The sequence below is a fragment of the Leadbetterella sp. DM7 genome (genome assembly GCF_040829825.2).
Taxonomy (GTDB): domain Bacteria; phylum Bacteroidota; class Bacteroidia; order Cytophagales; family Spirosomataceae; genus Leadbetterella.
Window position 1 is genome coordinate 61,780 of record NZ_JBFOLH020000015.1, and the last position, 17,748, is coordinate 79,527.

Annotated in this window: 12 protein-coding genes; 6 read left to right on the forward strand and 6 right to left on the reverse strand. The window is 52.2% G+C overall.

Going from position 1 to position 17,748, the window contains the following annotated elements:
- Window positions 1–115 precede the first annotated feature (115 nt).
- Window positions 116–6,508 carry an Ig-like domain-containing protein gene (locus AB2U10_RS15445; RefSeq protein WP_367915735.1) on the forward strand — a complete coding sequence of 2,131 codons (6,393 nt, stop codon included), beginning with the start codon at window positions 116–118 and terminating at the stop codon, window positions 6,506–6,508.
- Here the strand turns inward: AB2U10_RS15445 and rfbC are convergent.
- Window positions 6,503–7,042, reverse strand: coding sequence for a dTDP-4-dehydrorhamnose 3,5-epimerase (gene rfbC, locus AB2U10_RS15450; protein ID WP_367915734.1), 540 nt, complete (start codon window positions 7,040–7,042; stop codon window positions 6,503–6,505). The genes AB2U10_RS15445 and rfbC overlap by 6 nt on opposite strands.
- A gap of 128 nt (window positions 7,043–7,170) precedes the next feature.
- Between rfbC and pyrF the strand changes: the two genes are divergently transcribed.
- Together pyrF and AB2U10_RS15460 are read left to right on the forward strand one after the other, a co-directional pair.
- Entirely contained in the window at window positions 7,171–7,995 is an 825-nt protein-coding gene (gene pyrF, locus AB2U10_RS15455; protein ID WP_367915733.1) for an orotidine-5'-phosphate decarboxylase, read from the forward strand.
- Between the two features lie 147 nt (window positions 7,996–8,142).
- The gene (locus AB2U10_RS15460) at window positions 8,143–9,399 is read left to right on the forward strand and encodes a DUF2851 family protein (RefSeq protein WP_367915732.1); all 1,257 of its coding nucleotides are present in this window, start codon (window positions 8,143–8,145) and stop codon (window positions 9,397–9,399) included.
- Window positions 9,400–9,449: 50 nt separating this feature from the next.
- Here the strand turns inward: AB2U10_RS15460 and AB2U10_RS15465 are convergent, their stop codons facing one another.
- Complete coding sequence (locus AB2U10_RS15465) at window positions 9,450–10,910, reverse strand: CCA tRNA nucleotidyltransferase (protein ID WP_367915731.1); 1,461 nt, start codon at window positions 10,908–10,910, stop codon at window positions 9,450–9,452.
- A 98-nt stretch (window positions 10,911–11,008) separates the two neighbouring features.
- Between AB2U10_RS15465 and AB2U10_RS15470 the strand changes: the two genes are divergently transcribed.
- Window positions 11,009–11,179, forward strand: a complete 171-nt coding sequence (locus AB2U10_RS15470; protein ID WP_367915730.1) for a hypothetical protein — start codon at window positions 11,009–11,011, stop codon at window positions 11,177–11,179.
- A gap of 3 nt (window positions 11,180–11,182) precedes the next feature.
- The gene (locus tag AB2U10_RS15475) at window positions 11,183–13,015 is read left to right on the forward strand and encodes a M1 family metallopeptidase (protein ID WP_367915729.1); all 1,833 of its coding nucleotides are present in this window, start codon (window positions 11,183–11,185) and stop codon (window positions 13,013–13,015) included.
- Between the two features lie 6 nt (window positions 13,016–13,021).
- On the opposite strand, the gene AB2U10_RS15480 is transcribed toward AB2U10_RS15475, so the two are convergent.
- Together AB2U10_RS15480 and AB2U10_RS15485 are read right to left on the reverse strand one after the other, a co-directional pair.
- Complete coding sequence (locus AB2U10_RS15480; protein ID WP_367915728.1) at window positions 13,022–13,525, reverse strand: nucleoside/nucleotide kinase family protein; 504 nt, start codon at window positions 13,523–13,525, stop codon at window positions 13,022–13,024.
- A 1-nt stretch (window position 13,526) separates the two neighbouring features.
- Window positions 13,527–15,077, reverse strand: a complete 1,551-nt coding sequence (locus AB2U10_RS15485; RefSeq protein ID WP_367915727.1) for a helicase HerA-like domain-containing protein — start codon at window positions 15,075–15,077, stop codon at window positions 13,527–13,529.
- Between the two features lie 234 nt (window positions 15,078–15,311).
- Between AB2U10_RS15485 and AB2U10_RS15490 the strand changes: the two genes are divergently transcribed.
- Window positions 15,312–16,595, forward strand: a complete 1,284-nt coding sequence (locus AB2U10_RS15490; protein ID WP_367915726.1) for a citrate synthase — start codon at window positions 15,312–15,314, stop codon at window positions 16,593–16,595.
- A 102-nt stretch (window positions 16,596–16,697) separates the two neighbouring features.
- On the opposite strand, the gene AB2U10_RS15495 is transcribed toward AB2U10_RS15490, so the two are convergent.
- Both AB2U10_RS15495 and AB2U10_RS15500 read right to left on the reverse strand, forming a co-directional pair.
- The gene (locus AB2U10_RS15495) at window positions 16,698–17,024 is read right to left on the reverse strand and encodes a LytR/AlgR family response regulator transcription factor (protein ID WP_367915725.1); all 327 of its coding nucleotides are present in this window, start codon (window positions 17,022–17,024) and stop codon (window positions 16,698–16,700) included.
- A gap of 52 nt (window positions 17,025–17,076) precedes the next feature.
- Window positions 17,077–17,613, reverse strand: coding sequence for a hypothetical protein (locus AB2U10_RS15500; RefSeq protein ID WP_367915724.1), 537 nt, complete (start codon window positions 17,611–17,613; stop codon window positions 17,077–17,079).
- Between the last annotated feature and the right edge of the window lie 135 nt (window positions 17,614–17,748).

Genomic DNA, 17,748 nt, shown 5'->3' on the forward strand with positions numbered 1-17,748 from the left:
GCCGGGAGAATACCCTCTATTTTTTATCTGCAGATAATTAATTTTCAAAAAAGAGCCCTGGTATTTGTAAAACACAAGCGAGTAGTTCAAATTTACTCCCCTAATCCATGCGCTCATGAATCTGTTCACACGCCTTCTGGCAGCATGTTTTATCTGCTGCCGCCTTTCTGCACAGGATCCTTATTTTGTGCAGGATATATCTGCCGACAAAGCCCATCCCTGCCGGGGAGAACAGGTACTGCTCTCGGCGCAGGTGGTACAGGCCACCTTTTACGAGTTCCAGTTCCGGGATCCGCAATCGGGTGAATGGATTCATTTATCCTCAGGAAACACCGATACCACCTTATCGGTTATTGAGCACCTCTTTCCATCCGTTCAGGCTTCGCTTACGGTACGGATCGTATTGAAAAACATGTATTCACAAATCACAGGCGCTGCGTTTGATATACAGGTTCATTTCCCTGTTTTCGACATTCAGCCGCAAGACCTGGTCCAATGCAACGGCGGCGAGGTTATTTTCAGGGCATCAGCAAGCGGAACGCAGTCCTGCCAATGGGAGAGTAGCACCGGCGGGCACGACTTCAGCCCCTTATCGCTCACCACCAAATTTAGAGACGTCAATACCCCCAACCTGAAAATCACGGGCATCATTAACAGCCATCATGGCCTGGCGTTCCGTTGCCGGGTAAAAGATGCCTACGGATGTGAAGCGATCAGTGAGCCGGCGGTACTTTCAGTTAACCAGCTCAGCACAGCAGTTTCACCTACTACTGCCACGGCTTTCTGCGAAGGTGATACCGCCCGGTTCTTTCCTTCAGCGGTAACCGGCACCCCCGTTTCTTTTCAATGGTACCTCCGGAAAACGGGAGAAACTACCTATGCTCCCCTCGCAGAAACCGGGAAATTCACGGGAACCTCTGCCTTGCAACTGCAGGTTAACGGGATACTGCCCCACGAGAACAGCTACCGGGTAAAGGCCGGGTTCACCGCCCTCGCCCAGAACCTGTCAGGACACGCAGACAGCACCGTCTGCTACCTGGAAAGCACCCGGGCCAATTATACGGTACACCCCAGGCCTGCTCCCCCGGGCCGCCTTGACTCTCTGGAAAGCTGCGGGCCGGCAAGCTTCCTGATCACAGCAGCAGAAAATTATTCCTGGTACGAAGACACCCTCACATCTCCGGTGAAGCAAAATGCCACCTCTTACCAGACACCCGTGCTTGCGGCTTCCCGTACGTACTATTACGCTGTAAAAGATACCCGGTTATGTGAAAGCTACAGGCTCCCGGTAAAGGTAAGGGTACACCCCGTACCGCACCAGGTGTTTTCCCTGCCTGACGGCGTATGCCCGGAAGCAAGCCGGGTAACCATCAACCTCACTGAGGCAGAAAATATGCCCCGGTATATTTTTGCGGGCTGTCCGGACCTGGAAGGCTTTACAGCCGTTGACAGCCTCCCGTTCAGCTCTGAAACAGGTATCAGCCTGCCTTTGCACAAAAATACAGGTATTTATACCCTGGAGCTGTACAGTAAAAATGAGCACTGCATTTCTCCCGTTACAGTCCTGCCGCTGAAAGTTTTTCCAATCACCCGTATTTCATCCGTCCCGGCAGGTATCACCGTATGCGAGGGGGAAAAGATCCGTATCCAACCCCAGCTGGAAGGCATGAACCCGGTAAGCATCAGCTGGTACCGGAACGGGATGGAATTGCAGGATATAACGGCCGACTCGCTTGTCATTGCGGCGGCAAAACCCGGGCATGCGGGCGATTACCGCGTCAGCATCAACGGCAGGTGCGGACAGGCATCGGCTTCTTTTCCTGTACAGGTGCTGCCGGCTACCACTATTCTTGCCCAACCCGAAAATACAACGGTTTGTGAAAACAGCAAGGCCCTTTTCCGGGTGAAGGCCACTGGCGAAGGCCCGCTGAGTTACCAATGGTTTATCAATAACCGGCCGGTTCCCGGAAATGCCGACAGCCTGCTGTTAGCTCATACAGATACAGCGCTTAACCAGGCCAGGGTATACTGTACAATTACTTCTGCCTGCTTAGGGGAGATCAGCTCGGATACGGTTGTCCTGAGCGTTCATCCCCTGCCGCCCCTTCCGGCCGTGAGAGATACCCTGGTTTTCTGTACCTCCGCAGCCACCATTCTTTTAAGTGCAAAAGAAGATATCTATACCCTTAACTGGTTCGATCCTGAGGGTACGCGCCTTCCTGTTCCTCAAATAAACACTGCGGGAGTAAAAGACCAGACCTGGTTTGTATCGCAAACCGACGCAAACGGGTGCGAAAGCCTGCGGAAGCCTTTCATAACCCGGATCTATCCTTCATTTCAGATCACCGCCATTTCCGAAAGGGAAGAGCTGTGCCTTACCGGTCACTTCAACCGGCAGGTACAGCTGGCCGTTTTTACCAATGCTGCGGGTCCGGCGGTTTTCCGTTTATGGCAGGATAGTCAGGTACTGGATACCAATTCCACGGGCAACTTTTGGGTAAGCCAGCCGGGCTTGTATACCATTGAAGGCATCCGGGGGTACTGCTTTGCCACAGACAGCCTGGTGATCCGCCCGGCTGCGGCAGCACTCCCGCACCCTCCGGCCGTATCTGCAGCAGCGGCCTGCCCGGGCGGAACGGTCATAGTACAGGCAATCTCCGGGTACAGCAACGGAACCTATTACTGGTGGACAAGCAGCGACGGTCCGGACGGTTTCTCTACCGGATCAGAAACCGGGATTTCAGGTATCGTGTCCGACACCACCTTCTATGTGTCTTACGGCAGGCAGCAGGACGATCTTTTCTGCGAATCTCCCCGAAGCAGGGCAGACGTGAAAATCATGTACACCCAACCGCTCAGGGCCGGTCGTATTGCAGAAAACAGCACCGTTAATTGCGCAGGTCATAACCCGCCCCTGATCAGCAGCTCCGAACCGCCTCAATCTTACGACCGGATTCAATGGCAGTTTACTGAAAACTGCGAAAACCCGCAGTGGCGGGATATCAACGGAGCCACCGCACTCACGTACAATCCCGGTGTTTTGCAGGTAACCACCTGTTACCGGAGAAGAACCTGGAACCGCTGCGATACGCTCGCTTCCAATACGGTAACTATCCATATTGTACCCGATCCCGGCATTGTCCTGTCGGCCGATAAAAATACCGTTCTGCCGGGAGACAACCTCACCCTTCATCCCACCATCAGTGGCGGTACCGGTAACTGCACGATTCAATGGCAGATCAACCGGGTATCTTCTGCTGCTTCAAATCCCAACTGGACCGATGCAGGTACCGGTGAGGTGCTGCATTACGCCCATCCGGGTTCAGACATCACCCTCCATTTCAGGGCGCGGATAAGCTGTGACCTCAGCTCCTGTAACCTGGCCGTATCCAACCCGGTTTCCGTCAGGTTTCTTCCCCGGCCGGTAGCCCTGCATATTCTTTCCCAGACGCAGGAAATGGTCAACTGCTACGGGAGTGTTTCTCAACTGCAGATCCGGGCAGAAGGAGAAGGCACACCGGCTTACCGGTGGCAACGGATGCTGCCCGGCGATTCGGTCTTTACAGATATAACAGAAAATAATTATCTCAGCGGTGCGCAGTCATCTTCCCTGCGGATAGCCGGAACCGGGAATGCAGAAAGTCCGCACCAGTCGCGTTTCAGGTGTATGATTACCGATGCTTCCCGTGAAATCTACAGTACCGAAATCCCACTGACAGTCAACCGGCTCACCGGAAGCCTGCCTAACCAGACACACTGCACCGGCAATGACCTGCACGCCGACCTGGCCGCTTCACATACCCTGAGCGGGTCACCCCTGCACTACGAATGGCAGCACCGTACCGGAACCGGGCAGTCCTGGACAGCCCTGAAAGATACGGGGAATGTATCCGGAAGCACGACTCCTTACCTGCACATCCGTGACCTGCCTGAACTGGACCAGGAACAGTACCGGTGCGCGGTGACGTTCTCTTCTTCTGCGGGCTCCTGTGTAGAAACAACTGACCTGATGACGTTGAAAGTGGGTGCAATCCCTGAAAAGCCCGGCGATATGGACAAAGAAGTTTGCCAGGCTGAAAAGCCGGAAAAAATAACGCTATACCCGCCGGATAACCTGAAAGCGATATGGTATGACCTCCACGGAACTACCGCTCTTCCGCGCCAGCCGGAGATCAGCACCGGTACTCCCGGCGATTATTTCATGCAATATGCCTACATCACCGACAAAAAATGCGAAAGCCCGAGAGCACTGGTCCGGCTCACCGTACACCCGGCTCCCTCCCAGCCGGTCAATACTACACCCAACGTTTACGACGAGAGCGAATCCCTTACCTTTTCGGCTGAGGGAGAAAACCTGAAATGGTACCGGACAAAAACCCTCAAACAATTTGAGCTGTACCCGCCCACCTTTACCTCCACCGGCAAAAAGAGCTACTACGTCAGCCAGACCAATACCTGGGGCTGTGAAAGTGAACGCCTGCTGATCAGCTCCGAAATCCAGGCGGTATTCGGGATTACCACGCAGCCCCGGGACCAGGCCAACTGCGACGGCAATACAGTCACTTTCACCGTACGAACGGCCGGCGGGAGCGACATAAGCTACCAATGGCAGCAGGAATACCAGGGGCTATTTATCAACATTGCAGGAGCTACTGAACGCGATTATAAAATAGCCGATGCCGGGAAAGAGCCCGATATCAGCGGATCCCGCTACCGTTGCATCGTTCGTTCGGGAGAAAAGCAGCTGGTTTCTGAACCGGCCGTGCTGCAGGTAAACCGGCTCAGGCCTTCCCTGCCGTCTATTGACCTGTGCCCGGGCACAGCCATTGACTTCTCCCGCTACCGCGACAGTGTAACCGGTACAATAGAAAAAATGGAATGGCAAAAGAGAACGGGAAATACCTACAGCACGGTCTTCGAAGCCCCTGCACTTACAGAAGCCTTTACACCGGAGCCTGGCGATTCGGGCAGCTACCGCTTACGCATCACCTTTCGCAGCTCAGGCGGCACCTGCGTCAGGAACTCTAATGTTATCCATCTGACCCGGCACCCGCTGCCCGATCTGGGCAACTTTGATTCGGTAGCCGTATGCGAAGGCGTAACCGTGGCCGCCTTTCTTGAAACCCTGCCGGCAGGGCTTACCCTTCTGAACCGTGACAGCTCCCGGGCCGCCACCGGTTATCTGCTGCAGGCAGGCGATCGTTTCCTGCTCAGTGCCTCCAATGATGCCGGCTGTTATGCTCCTTTCCGGGAATTCCAACCGCAGGTTCTGCCCCGGCCGGCACAAAATCCCGTTGATACACTTATCCATGCATGCCGGTTCTCACCGGCGCTGAACGGCCGTGCCCTGATGAAAGATAAAACCTGGTGGCAGCTACCCGGTGCTGCGTGGAGCCCTGAACTGGATATATCTACTGAAGAGGTCGCTGTGCACCTCATTGCCTTCAAAACAGAAGGAGAAAACGGTTGCTTTTCCCGCCCGGCCCGAATGACCCTCCAGATCAGCCCCTGCTACTTTGCCGGGCAGACCGATACCTGCATTGACTTCCCGGCTCCCGGTCTGCAACCGGGCACCTGGAATTATTTCTACCGGGAAAACGGTGAGATTTTCGCTGCGGTACATCCGCAGGGCGTACAAACCGGCCGTGTTCACCTGAAACTAACCTCCACCGCCGCCGCCTTCCTGGATGATCCCTTCGGGAACCGGTTCTACCCCAGGAGCCTGTCGTTCAATACCTCCCGTAAACTGTCTTCTAAAGTAAAAATACGCTATTATATGAGTCAACATGAAATCCATAGCTACCCTGCTGAAACCGGCAAAACGCTGGTGCTTCTGCACCGCAACGAGCTTCCCGCCGACTGCACGCCGGGTACCGCTGTTCTGTGGGTCAAAGACACACTGCAATGGCTGGCCAACGAAGACTTCCCCTACCTCGAATTTGAAACAGAAGCACCGGGACAATACTTCCTGTGGGAAAACCAGGTACCCAAAGGCCGGCTGACCCTGGTACCCGAACAGTCTTCCCTCCCCGGTCTCGCTGTGGAAGATCTTCGTGTTCTGCCCTTCGGGAGATACCTGATCAATAAAAGCAGGGACGGCACTACCTGGCAGGAATGGACGTCGGGAATCAGCATCACCCACCCGGTAAAAGATATTACGCCTTACATTCCCGAAACCTATTACCAGCTGGCCTTTGATTTCGGAAACCGTATCATGGCCGCACTCGATATGCAGAAAGCAGAAATCTCAGGCCGGGTACCCGGGTGTGTCGTACCCGGAAATCCCTTCAGCGATACACAGGCCATCAGCCTTTATTTTCCGGATCTCGATAAAAGCAGCACAAAGCTGCTTACGCTCAACGGGCAGGAAGTGCCATTGATGAAAATCACGGAAAAAGATGAATATTACCGGATAGACCCGGTCAACCGGCTGGCAAAAGGCATCTATTACCTCACCGCCAGGAACCGGTCGGGTGTTTCCTGTACAAAAAGAATTATAAAATTATAAAGTGGCTTTGATTGCACTGAAAGCAGGTAATTCCAGGTCTTTTTCGGAAACAACAGGATGATTTACCTGCCAGTCAATAGCCAGTTCAGGGTCATTGTAAATAATACCGCCTTCTGAAGCCTTATGATAGACATTCGTACATTTATAGGAAAAAACGGCATCTTCCAGTGTGGAGAAGCCGTGGGCAAAGCCGGGAGGCAGGTAAACCATTTTCCGGTTTTTTTCGGTCAGCAAAAACGACTCGTGCCGGCCAAAGGTAGGCGAACCGGGCCGGATATCTACCACCACATCCAGCACAGCCCCCCGGATAACCCGCACCAGCTTGCCCTGTGCATAAGGCTCACGTTGAAAATGCAGGCCCCGGATCACTCCTTTAACAGAAAAAGACTGGTTGTCCTGGAGGAAATCTTCCGCAATTCCGTTTTCCCGGAAAAGATTGACGGTATAGGATTCGAAAAAATATCCTCTTTCATCTTCAAATACGCGCGGAGTAATCTCGATGACCCCGGCTAAGGTGGTAGGTGTAAATTGCATTAACTTTTCTTATATCTTTCAATAACGTAAAAACCAGGGCATTTGTGAACGGGTGGTCGGTTTTTCAGCTTCAAAATTATTCAAAAGCAGAATTACATGGCTAACTTTACGGTAAATTTCGGGCCTTTATGACAAAACAAGACATTATTTACCAGATTTTCAAAAAAAAATCCTACCTCTGTGTAGGCCTCGATACCGACATACGGAAGGTACCGGAACACCTGCTGGATTTTCCTGATCCTGTTTTTGAATTTAACCGGCAGATCATTGATGCCACCCGTGATTTTTGCGTGGCTTACAAGCCCAACATCGCATTTTACGAAGCTGCCGGCAGGAAAGGATGGGAGAGTCTTGAGAAAACACTCGCGTATATCCCCGGCGATTGTTTTACCATAGCCGATGCCAAAAGAGGCGATATCGGGAATACATCAGGGCTGTATGCACGGGCATTTTTTGATAAAAGTGCCTCGGGTCTCGATTTTGATGCCGTCACCGTAGCTCCGTATATGGGCAAAGATTCGGTTACCCCCTTCCTGGAATACGACCGGAAATGGGTGATCCTGCTGGCCCTGACGTCCAACACCGGTGCGCAGGATTTTCAGAACTCCGCCCTGGCAGAAGGCGGCCGCTTATTTGAAAAGGTACTGGAAACATCACAGGCCTGGGGTTCGGAAGAAAACCTGATGTACGTGGTGGGAGCTACCCGCGCAGCCAGCCTCCGGGAGATCCGGAAGATTGTCCCGGGGCATTTCCTGCTGATACCGGGAGTAGGCGCCCAGGGCGGAAGCCTCGAAGAAGTGTCGCGGTATGGCTTAACCCCCGACTGCGGATTACTGGTAAACTCATCGAGAGGCATTATCTACGCTTCTTCGGGCCAAGACTTTGCCCTGCGGGCGCAGGAAGAGGCCGCTGCTATCCAACGGGAAATGGCGGGCTACCTGGAACGGGCGTGAGCCCCGGCTGAAACCCGGGAATAGTTACGTGATGCCTCAGCGAAGCACCTGAAACAGGGTCATTTTTCGGTTAACAGGCAGGCCGATTGCCAGAGTCCTGTAAACCGGTGACCGCACACATCGTTTAAATTCAAAGCTTTTATCCACATGAAAAACGAAGAGCTATTGCACTATGTCTGGCAATACCAGCTGTTTGACGCTGCCGGCCTTCAAACTGACGACGGCCAGATGCTGCGGGTCATTAAAACGGGTACACCCCACAGCCACGCCGGCCCCGATTTCGAAAATGCACGTATTGCCCTTGATGGCATGATATGGGCCGGTAAGGTAGAAATTCACCTGCTGGCCTCTGACTGGGAAAAGCACGGCCACCAGCACGATGCCGCCTACGATGCGGTAATCCTGCATGTAGTCTGGAAAAACGACCGGGTTATCTGCCGCCGCGACGGCACGGCGATCCCTGCCTTATCCCTCCACGAGCGCATACCCGCGGCCATCCGGGACAAATACCGTTATCTCAAAAACAGCCAGAAGAAAATCCCCTGCGAATCTCTTTTCGGGCCGGTTCTCTCTTTGTCAAAAGTATCGATGATTGAAAAAGCCCTGGCATTCCGCTTACAGAGAAAAGCAGAAGAAGTATTGCAGATGTACCGGTCTGCCGGGCATGACCTGGAAGAAACGGCCTACCAGCTGTTGATGAAAAACTTCGGTTTCCATCTCAATTCCGAAGCCTTCCTGCGGCTGGCCAGGGCACTTCCACACAAGATACTGGCCCGTTACCGGGGAAACTCCTGGCAAATGGAAGCACTTCTTTTCGGGTTGGCCGGTTTTCTCGAAGAGCCTGCCGATGCCTATGCCCGCCGGATGCATGACGAGTACCGCTTTCTGAAACATAAGCACGACTTGTCAGGAAACGCCCTGAGCCGCTCCGACTGGAAATTCCTGCGTACCCGGCCGCATAACTTCCCCACCGTACGGCTGGCCCAGGTGGCTACCCTGCTAAACTGCAACGGCAGCTTCTTTAATGCCTGCATAGAAAACCGGTTAAACCTGGACAGCGGGGTATCGGCCTACTGGCAAAGCCATTACGATTTCGCTAAACCGGGAAAGAAATTCACCGGGCCAGGGAAAGAGTCGGTTGACAACCTCCGGATCAACACGATCGTACCGCTCCTCGCGGCTTACTACCGGCTGACCGGCAACGATAGCTACTTTAATGAAGCGCTCAGGCTGCTGGAAGACATTCCGCCGGAAAAGAATTTTATTACCCGCCTGTGGGATACCCTTAACCTGAAAAGCCTGTCGGCCTTTGACTCGCAGGGGCTTATAGAACAATACAATGAGCTCTGCACACAGAAAAAATGCCTGCAATGCCCTGTAGGCCTTACCTTGCTCAAACTCTGAACAGGTCCGGGTCACATCAGCGGGTTACACAAAACCGGGAGAGGGTCTTCTTATAGGGTAGGGTCTTTAACGGGTACAAAGCCCATTTTCTTTCCGGTTTCTACCAGGAAAGGATAGGCCGACTCCCAGGTATTTTCAATGCGGCAATCCAGGATGGCCTCCCGTACTTCTGTCTTGAGCTGGCCTACCTCGCGGGAGGGTCCCAGGCCAAAAATCTCCATGATTATCTCGCCGGTGATCACGGGCTGGAAATTCCGCAGCTTATCTTTTTCCTCGATCTCCCGGAGCAGCTCCTCTACCCGGTCGAAGTTCCGGAGATACCGTTTGACCCGTGTAGGGTCTTTCGACGTGATATCGGCACGGCACAGGATCATCAGGTCGTCAATATATTCGCCGGCCTCCACCAGCAAGCGGCGCACGGCCGAGTCGGTAACCCCTTCTTTCGCCAGCGCTATAGGGCGCAGATGCAGGCGAACCAGCGTGGTTACTTTCCTCATTTTCTCATCCAGCGGCAACTTGTATTTCCGGAAAATTCCTTTCACCCACCGGGCTCCCAGCTCTTCATGGCCGTGGAACGTCCAGCCCACCTTCGGCGAAAACCGTTTGGTAGCCGGTTTGGCAATATCGTGCAGCAGCGCCGCCCACCTCAGCCAGAGATCAGATGAACGCAGGGCTGTATTTTCCAGCACCTGCAGCGTATGGTAAAAATTATCTTTGTGTCCTTTTCCGTCCATGGTCTCCACTCCCATCAGGTTGACCAGCTCCGGGAAAATAAGGGGCAATATACCGGCCTGCTGCAGAAGCTTGAACCCATAGGCAGGCTGCGGAGACAGGATAATTTTGTTCAGCTCATCGGTAATGCGCTCCTGCGAGACGATCCCGATGCGGTCGGCCATAGAACGGATTCCCTCAAAGGTATCGGGATCTATATCAAAGCCCAATTGAGAGGCAAACCGTACGGCCCGCATCATTCGCAGGGGGTCATCGGAAAAGGTGGTTTTCGGATCAAGCGGCGTTCGGATGATCTTTTCACGAATGTCGTTCCAGCCGTTAAACGGGTCTACCAGGGTACCGTAGTTGCCGGCATTCAGCGAAATGGCCATGGCGTTGATGGTAAAATCACGCCGGTTCTGGTCTTCCTCCAGGGTACCGTCTTCCACCAGGGGCTTCCGGGAATCAGACCGGTAAGATTCTTTCCTGGCCCCTACAAATTCATATTCATAGCCGTCAACAACAAACTGGGCTGTTCCGAAATTTTTAAATGTATTCACGTGAATTCCCTTTCCCACCAGGGCTGCGGTAGCCGTGGCCAGCTCTATTCCGCTTCCCACACAAACAAAATCCACATCCTTGCCGGGCCGGTTCAGGATCAGGTCACGCACAAACCCGCCAATCACATAGGTTTCCACACCCAGCCGGGCAGCTGCCTCACTGACCGCCTGGAACACGGGATTGAGATGTAACGCTGCTATAAAATCTTCTCTTTTCATTCCGGATGCAAAGTTAGCCATTCCGTTCGGGTTTTTACGTTATCCGGGGTGTATTGTCAGGCAAAACCGCACTAAAACCGCTCTTTATTCGTTATACAGTATATCAACTGACCTGTGTAATGAAACTGCTGACCTTATGGATGGCCCTGCTGATCTTCCCTGTGGAGAGCTTTGCAACCGAACACGCCCCTGTTTCGGAGCAGGCCGTGATGTTCAAAACCAAAAAAAAGAAGGGCGGCCTCTTCAAACGCATTTTCAAAAAGAAATGCAAGTGTCCTAAAGTAAGCTAAAGGATGCTCCGCCTGGTATTGCTGCTGCTTTTCCTGGGTTTCCAGGCATGGTCTCAGAACCGGAAAATCGCCAATTACACCATTGAGGTATCGCTGGATCCCGCGGGGAAGATGTTGCAGGGAAAGCAGCGCCTCACCTGGACCAACACCAGCACCGTTGCTGTAAACGAGCTGAGGTTTCATACCTACCTGAATGCCTTCAAAGACACGGAATCTACCTTTATGAAGGGTTCCGGGGGGATGCTACGAAACGACCGGCTGAACACTTCGGTACCGGGTCATTTCGGGTACATCAAAATAAACCGGACCCTGCTGAACGGCAGCACGGTTCTTACCGGGAAATACATTCAGCCCGATAACCTCAACGATAAAGACCAGACCGTCATGCTCTTCGGGCTGCCCAGCCCCGTTCAGCCCGGAGAAACCCTCACGCTCGATATGGATTTTACGGCCCGGCTGCCCCGCATATTTGCCCGCACGGGCTGGGCGGCCGATGATTACTTTTTTGCGGGACAGTGGTTTCCGAAAATCGGGGTTCTTGAAAAGTCGGGCACCTGGAACTGCCACCAGTTTCACGCCAACACCGAATTCTTTTCCGATTTTGGTGAATACCGGGTGAATATTACCCTGCCCCGCCGTTTTACAGTGGCCGGAACAGGCAGCAAAATAGCCGAAAACCCGGTTAAGGGAGATAAAAAAGTGGTCAGCTTCCGGGCAGAAGATGTGCACGACTTTGCCTGGGCTGCCTCGCCCCATTTTATAGAAGTGACCCAGCCCTACCGGGGCATCACCCTCCGGGCCTACCTGCAGCCTGAACATAAAAATAAGGCTGCCCGCTACTTTGACGCAGTCACAAAGGCCATCGACTACATGGAAAAGCATGTAGGGCGGTATCCTTATAAAACCCTTTCTCTCATAGACCCTTCCAAAGACGGGAGCGGATCAGGCGGCATGGAATACCCCACGCTCATTTCCTGTGGTGCTACCTGGGGAGCCGGCACCTGGGTGAAAGACCAGGAGGTGGTCACCATCCACGAGTTTGTTCACCAGTACTTCCAGGGAATGCTGGCCAGCAATGAGTTTGAAGATTCGTGGATGGACGAAGGCTTTACCCAGTATATGGAAGGGCGGATCATGGATTTCGCCTACCCGAAAGGCTCACTCTTCAATTTCCTCGGCTTTACAGTCAATGATGCCGCAGCTTCGCGCTGGAATTATGTAAGCATGAAATACCCCGCCATCACCGCCATCCGGACCGATACCTGGAAATACCCCGGCGGAACCTACCCCGTGATGAGCTATACCAAACCCGCCACGGTATTGCAGACCCTGCAGAACCTGGTGGGCGACGAGGTAATGGACGAAATCCTGCAGACTTATTTTGAGCGGTTTAAGTTCCGGCACCCCGTTCCCCGTGATTTCTTTGACACAGCCAATGAAATAGCCCGGCGAAAAACCCGCTTCAAAGACCTGGACTGGTTCTTCGAACAGACCATCCTGGGCACAGAGGTGTGCGACTATGCCGTACAGCACCTCGAAAATACCACCCGTGGCGGAAGCTTCCGTTTGGTTAACCTGGGGGATATGCATATACCGGTCACCGTACGCGTAACTTTTAGCAACGGCCGGCACACCGGCTTCCGGTGGGAAGGTAAAACCGGCGACTACCGCTACCCCGAAAACATTACGGCCGTAGAGATAGACCCCGGTAACGCCAATCGCATGGATATCAACCTCCTCAACAACAGCCTGTCTGCTGAGCCTCAGCGCCTGTTTTCTTTCAAATACGCTGCCAAAATGCTCTTCTGGATACAAAATGTACTTCAGATGGCCTGATACGATTCAGCTGATCAGCGGTATGATCTCTTCCGGATCATAGGCCGTTTCACCCGAGATCCGTACATAGGCATGCTGCGTAAAGTCAGGAATGCCGTACTTGAGATAGCTTTCCCAGATATGATCAAAAAACCAGCGCGGGATATACCCCCAACGCAGGTCGTTCTCTTTTCGCTGCAGGAAAGTTTCCCTGGAAACCTGCACAAAAATACGCTTGTCGTATTGTTCCCGTAAACGGCTGTCGTGAAAAGCCAGGAAACCGTCAACGATAACCACCTCGAACCTTTCCCTGTAAAACCGGACAGTCTCCCACAAAAGATCATGGTTAATTGACAGGGGATGCTCCCAGTCTACCTTGTCTTTCACATGGGGTATCTGTGTAGTAGGGAAAACGAAATCATCCTGGTAGAGAACAATCGCCGTTTTCCCTGAATCTCTGAAATAATTAACCAACATACGGGCCAGCGTACTCTTGCCCGAACGACTCACCCCTCCTATACCGATCAGCATATCAGAACCAGCTGGTCGATTTTTTCTTCCGGGTGGTGGTTCCTGAGAAACCTATGGCGCCCAGCAGCGTGCGGGTGATCAGGTTGGCGGCTGTACGGGCCATCTGCTTGCCTGCCGAACTGCTTAAAATGGTATCGAGCGTAGATTTTTCTACCTTAGGCCGGCCTCTCTGAGCCGGTGCTGCAGGCGCTTCTTCCGGAGAAGAAAGCTTATCATTCAGGATTTCGTAAGCGCTTTCCCGGTCTATCACTTCGTTGTACTTCCTGACAATCGAAGAGCCGGCCACGATGCTGCTGATCTCGGTATCGGAAAGCACATCCATCCGGCTTTCGGGCGGAAGGATATAGGTAACAGCCAGCGGAGTAGGGATACCCTTTTCATTCAGGCAGGTAACCAGCGCTTCACCGATTCCCATCTGGGTAAGCACTTCTTCTGTCTTATAAAACTGCGTTTCGGGGTAGTTCTGAGCCGCTTCTTTAATGGTTTTGCGGTCATTGGCCGTAAACGCCCTTAAAGCATGCTGTACTTTCAGTCCCAGCTGCGAAAGCACAGACGCAGGCACATCCTGCGGGTTCTGGGTACAGAAATAGATACCCACCCCTTTGGAGCGTATCAGCTTAATCACGGTTTCAATCTGCTGCAAAAGGGCTTTAGATGCCTCCTGGAATACCAGGTGGGCCTCATCTATAAAAATAACCAGCTTGGGCCGGTCTTCATCGCCGGCCTCCGGCAGGGTGGAATACAGCTCGGCCAGCAGGCTCAGCATAAAGGTGGAAAACAGCTTGGGCCGGTCCATCAGGTCAATCACCCGGAGAATGGAAATAATGCCCCTGCCCTGGTTGTCAATCCGCATGAGGTCATCTACATCAAAGGAGCGCTCCCCGAAAAACAGATCGGCTCCCTGGTGCTGCAATTCAATGACCTTCCGGAGGATAGTACCCAGCGAGGTGGTAGACATCTTGCCGTAGCTGGTTTCAAACTCGGCTTTTCCTTCTTTGCCCACGTACTGGATCACGCGGATGAAATCTTTGAGATCGAGCAAAGGAAGCTGATGATCGTCGCAAAACTTAAAAATTACGGAAACAATCCCCTCCTGGGTGTCGTTCAGCCCGAGTATTTTAGCCAGAAGAATAGGGCCGAACTCGGAAACGGTAGCCCGCAGCCGGGCGCCTTTCTCATCGCTGAGGCTCAGGAATTCTACCGGGAAACCCTGGGGAGTATAGGCTACCCCTGCGGCATTGCTCCGCTCCAGGATAAAAGGTTCGGCTGATCCCGGCTCAGCCAGGCCGCTGAGATCTCCCTTGATGTCCATTAACAGCACCGGAACACTGGCCTTCGAGAGCCCTTCGGCTATTCCCTGGAGGGTCTTTGTTTTGCCGGTACCGGTAGCTCCGGCAATCAGCCCGTGACGGTTCATGGTTTTAAGCGGCACTTTCACCTGTGTACCCGGCACCACTTCACCGTTTAGCTTGGCGGCACCCAGGATCAGCGAGTCTCCTTTACTGGTATAACCGTTCACTATAGTCTCTTTGAATGACTCTGTTATAGACATAAACTGAATAAAGTTAAATTTCTATCTGCAATTTGTAGATAATCCGCTGAAAAGTAAAATATCAGCACCAAAAACAAAATAAAGAATAGCGAAAAGAAGGCCCGTTTTGCCCATTTTCTTACTTTCTGTGCCTTTTTACCATATTTTCAATTTTTCTTTGGGGTTTAGTACTTTTCTGAGTATTTTAGCAACAAATAAGTAAACAAAACCTGGATAACCAGACCTAATCGACTAATGCAAGAAACGGTTAAGATGATCATTGAGGGACAGGAATATGAGTTCCCGGTGATTGAAGGCACAGAAAAAGAAAAAGCTATCGACATTTCAGCTTTACGATCCAAGACAGGATACATCACGATAGATGAAGGTTTTAAAAATACAGGCTCTACATACAGCGGTATTACTTTCCTTGACGGAGAAGAGGGTATCCTGCACTACAGAGGTTACCCGATAGAAGAGTTGGCTGAAAAAGCAGAGTTTCTTGAAGTGGCTTACCTGTTGATTTACGGAGACCTTCCTTCCAAAGAGCAATACGCCAAATTCAAGCACGAGGTAACTACCCGGTCGCTGGTGAATGAAGATATGCGCAAAATTTTTGACGGATTCCCCGTTAATGCTCACCCGATGGGTGTGATGTCTTCACTGGTTGGGGCCATGTCGAGCTTCTACCCGGATAATCACAAAAAGAACAGCGGCGACTTCACGGAAACGCATATCCGCCGGCTGTTGGCGAAATTCCCGACCATTGCTACCTGGTGCTACAAAAAATCGCAGGGACACCCGATCAATTATCCTAAAAACCACCTGGACTATTGTTCCAATTTCCTGCACATGATGTTTGCCCTGCCGGTAGAGAACTATGAAGTAGATCCGATTGTGGCAGGTGCGCTGAATAAGCTGCTTATTCTGCATGCTGACCACGAGCAGAACTGCTCCACTTCCACCGTGCGGCTTGTAGGCTCATCCAAAGCCAATATCTATGCCAGCATCTCAGCCGGTATCTCGGCCTTGTGGGGACCGCTTCACGGCGGAGCCAACCAGGAGGTGATCGAAATGCTGGAGGCGATCCGGGAAGACGGAGGCGACGTAAACAAATACATCGCCATGGCGAAAGATAAAAATTCATCTTTCCGCCTGATGGGCTTCGGACACCGGGTGTATAAGAACTTTGACCCCCGCGCCAAGATCATTAAAAAAGCAGCCGACGACGTGCTGAGCAAGCTGGGCGTAAACGACCCTGTACTGGAAATTGCCAAAGGACTGGAAGAAGCAGCGCTGAAAGACGAATATTTCGTATCGCGCAAGCTGTACCCGAACGTAGACTTCTATTCGGGGATCATCTACCGGGCACTGGGCATACCAACCAACATGTTTACAGTGATGTTTGCCATAGGAAGACTACCGGGCTGGATTGCCCAATGGCTGGAGCTGCGCGATTCAGGCCAGGCTATCGGCAGACCGCGGCAGATTTATACCGGCGCTACCAAAAGACACTATGTGGATCTCGATAAAAGATAAATGATCATCGGTTTTAGAGAATAATTCAATATAAAAGCGGGTCAGTTTTGACTCGCTTTTATTTTATCGGAATACCAACGTATCACACTCCAAAACCCGACCTCAGATCAGCTTATTCCGGCGGATCTCCAGGATATCGTTCTTCCGCCTCCGGCTTATTTCTACCTGGTGATTATTGGACAGCACAATATTCGGACGGTCTTCGTATACCGAAGTGGATACCACATGACTGGGATTGATCAGGAAGGATTTATGCGGCCTGAAAAAACCGAAAGGCCGCAGCAGCGGCTCCAGCCGCTTTAATGTTTTGGACAAGGTCATCACGGTTCCGTCTGCGAAAAAAACTTCTGAATAGTTTGATTCCGCTTTCAGATAAATCACCGACTCTGCCGGGACGGTCGTGTTTCTTACAAGTCTGATTTTATCCATAGTTGGAGGGGCTTTTAGTATATAGACTAAATGCCCGTCCAAAAGGTTGGAATTACCTGCCAATATTTAATCTTACACCCACATTGGCGGGTACAGCCATATAGAGGATCTTCGGAGCCAGCTCCACATACAGGCCCAGGTCAGCAAAAATGCTCAGGTCATTCTGCGGCAGACTATACTCCAAACCACTGTTCAGCACCCCTCCCAGCGAAATCTGTTTCTGGGCTACATTGTTTCCTACCGGCGGCACGGTTTTGCGGGAATTCACCTGTCCGCCGAAACCGTAATACACCTGGAAGCGTTCAGCCGACCCCAGCTGCTTGTTCCAGTGGAAAATTCCCTGCACCATCAGGCCGGTCTGGTTGTAGTAAGGCTTTTTGTTGTATTCCCGGGTGCGGCCCCACAAAAAGCCGTACGTACCGAAATTGACGTCTACGTTCTTGGAACCGCCGTCAAAGTATTTCCTAACGTTCAGGCCTACCGGCTCACCTACTTTAAGGCCTACCGCCCAGTTATTATAATTTTGCGCAAAAGAAGTGCTTATACCTATTCCCAAAAAAGCAACAAGCAGGAAAAGCTTCTTATTCATACCGTTTATGTTAATATGTAAAACCAAAAATTTTGTGTTGTATTCTTTATCCGGTTACCGGGAAATTTAACTTTTTAACGAAAACAGCGTTAATCCCCCCTATTCGACCCCTTCGGGGTCGGTCGTGCCGGGTGC